Here is a 5,631-nt window from a genome sequence, read left to right as displayed (position 1 = left end):
CTCCCTGTATCCTACTTGCTTTATTACCATAATTCCGGGGGCCTAAACGGTGCCAAACCCGGGGTTAAACTGGATGTTTTGCGGTGGTTGGGCACGTTTACGTCTTGTGCATTCAATATTGCAAACTACCGATTGTTCACGTAAACTGCCAACCACTTGTTCGCTGATGGCACAATCCAGCACGCTTGTAAAACAAAAGAGCTGATGCATTAAATACACCAGCTCTTTGGGGGTTCTTTTGAAATACTATTTCAGAAGATGCTGAATCCTTAAAATTTAATCAGCTTTTTGGTGACAGTTCCGTTGCTGCATGTAATGCGCACCAGGTATACACCGGCTTCCTGCAGCTGGTCAAGCCTGAAAGCTTCATTTGACGGAACTTTATCATTTTCATATACGAGCGTACCGCTCAGATTAAATATGCTTACCTGTACGAACGGATCGGTATCTGCCGCATAGATGAAGAATTCTGTGCGGAACGGATTCGGATAGACCTCTGCATGAGCGGTATTTTTTTCAGGCGCGCCGTCAAAAGTAAATTTCAGATCAGCAGGTTTTCCATTCAGATATGCCTGTGCATTGCTGAAACTGTTTGGTGTCAATGCAGCTGAAGCAGCTACTTCTATATAGGCGACAGGCATTGTTGTATAGATCGAATCCTGTGTATAGGACGTTACCATTACGCGTTGCTGCCCGATGGTATTGAATTCTGTACCCACGTTCGCAAGCATGGTATTTGCCTTTACCTGCTGCACGGAAATATCAGCTGCATAATCCATGCTGAAGTCCATGCCATAAAATGCACCTGCAGTCTGGCAGAATACCGGCACCACATAATTGCCGTTTATGTTTTTATCCACCTGGCTTAAATCCACGATGATGGCATCATCTGCAGCAGCCGTGCGCAGCTGTGCACCGTTGGCGCTAGTCCAGCTGCCATCCACATCTCCTAAAAGGATCGCGTGATAGGTGGCTGTTGAGGCCGGACTGCAGGATGCTGTACCTGTTGGTGCAGGCAAACAGGCAGGAACTTTCGGTACATTATTCCTGCCGGTGCCGGTTGTAAATGCAGTGCTTGCCAGCGTGGCATCGTCCACAAACAGCCAGTCCTGGGATTTTACATAGTTGGTTGCAGGCACCAAAGCCATACCATTCCAGGTGTAATTACTTTGCGGAAACTCGCAGTTGTTATTATTGATACTCCGGGACGATATAAGCGATACATCACCCGCAGTAACTTTACCATCCAGATTCACATCAGCAGAAAGTAAGGTATAGATCGGAACATTGGTTGTTTTGTAGGTCGCTATATCAGCTGCCTGGATGCGGTCCATGCTGTTGATCACACTCTGTATATTGGTACAATTCAGTACAGGCGTATTCAGATCACCGTTGATGTCACGCTGAATGATGATGTTTGCACCATTACCGGGACTGAATTTAAATACTCCGGAAAGATCTGCACGGCTGACACTGGTTGATGTTTGCACACATGAAGCATTTGCAGCTGTGACACTGGATGCAACATACGCTGCCGGATTTGCCGGATCGTATTTTAAAGTAGCAGCAGGCGTGTTGCGATAAATAAGCGTACCGGCTACCGCATTTTTTACCGTTGAGCTCAGCGTTGCAGCCGGACATTTGCTGTTTGTATTCACGGGAGTACTTTCCTCGATGTTGTCTGTGGAAAGCGTAAAAGCCGTACCGGCAGTGACACCTGCGTTTACCTGAAAATACACATAAGCTACATCGCCGTTGCCGCTGAAATACGTACCGTTGGGTGCATTGTTTAAAAACACACTGATATACACTTTGCCCGGTGTAGTGGTATTGATCGAATAGCCGCCATAGGAAGTAGCGACCGGACCGGTATAAGCAGCGCCTGTAGGAGTCATGACGGCTGTGTTGTAATTGATCGCGAAGTCCAGACCGATGATGCCATTGCTGATTGCGCCTGTTGTTTTTAAAGGAACAGCAAAGGTACTGCCGCAGAAAGCGTCAACACTTCCCAGCGCATAAGTAGTGGCTGAAACAACAGCTGTTTTACTCACTGCTGTTCCGGTACCGCATACGGTGGTTTCGGAAACACTTACCGATCCGTTTGCGGTACCCCATGCCACACTGATGCTGCTGGTGCCCTGGCCTGATAGAATGCTGCAGCCGGAAGGTACGGACCAGTTGTAGGTAGCACCGGCCGTTGAGTTTGTTACTGTGAATGTATAATTGGCTAACGAACATACAGTCGTAGGCCCGCTTAGGGTCAACGTATTGTTTGGTACCGGAGAAAGCGCAACAGCTTTTGTAAATGCTGTACCGGTACCGCAGGTAGTTTCTGCGACAGACACTGTACCTGCTGTAGTACCCCAGGTAACCGTAATGCTGGCCGTACCCTGGCCCGATGTTATGGATGCACCCGCTGGAACACTCCAGATAAAGGTCGCACCTGCGACCGGATTCGTGACCGAGAAAATATTCCCTGTAGAGGAAGGACAAACGGCAGCCGGTCCGCCAAGCACCAGTGTATTATTCGATACCGGTAAAAGGGCAACAGAAAATGACACCGCTGCACCGGATGCTGTTCCGCAGCCATTGGTTTCAAAAACAGTTACACTACCAGCACTTGTACCCCAGGTGACCGTAAGTGCAGCCGTTCCCTGGCCGGATACAATGACTGCACCTGTTGGTACCGTCCATGTATAAGTTGCTCCTGCAGATGTATTGGTTACAGTAAAAATGTTATTGCTACTTGAAGGACATACAGCAGACGGCCCGGAAACATTCAAAGCACTATTGGCCGGATTGCAAGTATTGGTATTACAAACAAAGCTACTTTTATCAACTGTAGTACCATCTCCTAATTCACTGTGAATATTACGTCCTGTAGTACAGTATTGACTACGGTCAGATTTTAATCCGAGTGTATGTAATCCTCCTTGAGCAATATGAACCCATCCATTTTCTGTACCTATTTGCAAAGGATTTACTGATCCTTGTGTAGTACCATTGCCAAATTGTCCATAGTCATTACCTCCCCAGGACCAAAGCGTACCATTTGATTTTAAACCAATAGAGGTAGAAGAAACACCCCGAGCATGTCGTACCCAATCATGGTCAGTGCCTGTTTGTGTAGGATTCACCGTAAAAGCGCCGTTATTATAACTCGGTGTCAGGTATCCCCATTGCCATATAGTCCCATCCGCCTGCAAACCTGTGGAAGAATATTGTTCTGCACTGACACTCGTCCATTTTATATCTGTTCCATTCTGAACAGGTATGCTTGAGGATGGTGATAAATTATTATCAACTGACATCGTATTCATTTTGCCCCATGTCCAAAGCGTACCATTAGACTTTATGCCAAGTGCATGGCCAGACCCACATGCTGCAGTTACCCATGTATTATCTGTACCAACCTGAACCAAAGTATTCCTGTTTATTGTGTTGCCTAAGCCCAGCTGCCCGTAAAAATTATTACCGCAAGTCCATAAGGTTCCATCTGCTTTAAGAGTAATAGTAAAAGTCCAGCTAGCATAAATACCTTGCCAATTTGTATCAGTTCCAACCTGTACAGGGATATACTTATCAATATTAGTACCATCTCCAAGTTCTCCACTAGAATTCAATCCCCAAGCCCATAAAGTCCCATCTGCTTTAAGACCCAACATGTGCTGTCTTCCAGTTATAATAGCTATCCACTTTGTATCCGATCCAACCTGAACCGGAACAGATCTGTCAATCATAGTACCATCTCCCAATTGCCCTAAGTTATTAAGCCCCCAAGTCCAGATTGTGCCATTTGCTTTTAATCCAATATTATTATATTCCTGCGAAGAAATACTAATCCATTCATCCGGTGCTCCTTTGATCTGTACCGGGCTTGTTTTCTGTACCGTAGTTCCATCTCCTATCTGTCCGCTGGCATTGGCGCCCCAGGTCCAGAGCGTACCATCCGCTTTGAGTGCCAGTGTGTGTACGGCACCGGCAAATACACTCACCCATTTATTATCGGTTCCCACTTGCAGCGGGCTTGTTTTGCCGACCGTTGTTCCATCGCCCAATTGTCCATTGGCGTTTGTGCCCCAGGTCCAGAAGGTACCGTTTGCTTTTAATGCTGCACCAAATGCTTCACCGGCGCTGATGGTAACCCAGCTGTTGTCTGTACCCACCTGGATCGGTGCGCTCTGGCTGGTTGTAGAACCAATACCTAATTGCCCGTTTGCATTATAGCCCCAGGACCATAATGTCCCATCGGCTTTCAATGCCAGGTTAAACTGATACCCGGCAGAGATATTTGTCCATTTTGTCTCCGCCCCGATCTGCACCGGTGCAAGCCGGTTGGTTGTAGTACCATCACCTAACTGGTTGGCATTGTTAGCACCCCAGGCCCACAAAGTCCCGTCGGCTTTAAGCGCCAGCGCATGGCTGTTGCCGGCACTGATGCTCGTCCATTTAGTATCTGTACCAATCTGTACCGGTGCGGTTTTATTTACGGTTGTACCATCGCCTACTTGTCCGCTGTTATTGTAGCCCCAGGCCCACAAGGTACCGTCGGCTTTTAAGGCCAGACTGGATTGACTGCCCGCCACCACACATGTCCATTTGGTGTCGGTACCAACTTGCGTGGGCGTTGTTTTATTGGTCGTGGTTCCGTTCCCCAGCTGTCCGTTGCCGTTATAACCCCAGGCCCAGAGTGTACCATCAGCCTTCAGAGCAAGTGTATGCATACCGCCGGTTGCAACCGTTACCCATTTGTTATCGGTACCAATCTGCACCGGACTGTTACGCTGTGTTCCTGCTGTGCCGTCCCCGATTTCTCCAAAGAGATTGCGGCCCCAGCCCCAGAGCGTGCCGTTGCGGATTTCAAAATTGTGATACGAATTGCCGCTGCTCGACATCCGTTGGTAATTGGCCCGGTAGGGAACAGACTTTTTAGTGTTTGACCGGCTCACCTGTGCCTGTCCTATATATAGGACACAGAAATACAGCACAGAAAAAGAAAGAATGCGTTTCATACTGAAAGGGAAAATGTAATTTGAAAGATTTAAGAAAATAAAGCTGGAAAGACTCAACAAAATATGAGTCGGTTACAAAATTATTTAGCTGTTGAAATTTGTTTTGAAGATAACATAAAAGTCAGGAAGCTTCCAAAAATATTTATCGAGAAATATCCAAAATGCAAGTTATTCAATGGATCGTTCAATATGATAAATGATCTGACACAACTGTTTGTTGTTACGAAACCTTATAGGTTTTGTAAAGGTAAGTAGCAATGTTATGAAACAGCAACTGTATTATAAAGAACCGATCTTACCGATAGAAAACCTATAAGGTTTGTTTGGCTTAGCTGGCGCATGGTTTTTCTTGTGCCTATAAAAACCGTTGGCTAAAGCTCAACGGCAATAAAAAGCTGATTGGTTCTTATTCAAAGAACTGCTCAGCTTTCATTGCCGTCACATTTATGTGGCGGAGATTAAAAATGTGCGACCCCGATGGGGTCGTAGTTGAGAGAGGTCTGCTATTGCTATACAGGTGTGACTCCTCCGGAGTCAGTGCGCTCTATCCAATTAGAATAAATTCATTAGGTATTTTCTTCGTAGCTAAAATAACATAATGCTCACCTGCGCTCCTGAT

General features: G+C 46.5%; 1 protein-coding gene. It reads right to left on the bottom strand.

Annotated features, from left to right (window positions below):
- Window positions 1-269 precede the first annotated feature (269 nt).
- Entirely contained in the window at window positions 270-5,012 is a 4,743-nt protein-coding gene (locus tag ACTHJT_RS03830) for an RCC1 domain-containing protein (RefSeq protein WP_440236475.1), read from the bottom strand.
- Window positions 5,013-5,631 lie beyond the last annotated feature (619 nt).

This window comes from Cytophaga sp., assembly GCF_051961495.1.
Taxonomy (GTDB): Bacteria; Bacteroidota; Bacteroidia; order Cytophagales; family Cytophagaceae; genus Cytophaga.
The sequence above is the reverse complement of the archived record's forward strand: the minus strand, read 5'-3'. Positions and strand labels throughout refer to the sequence as shown.

What these genes read in the sequence shown, in the direction of transcription:
- ACTHJT_RS03830 (WP_440236475.1), bottom strand. Translation starts at nt 5,012, where the DNA reads ATGAAACGCATTCTTTCTTTTTCTGTGCTGTATTTCTGTGTCCTATAT.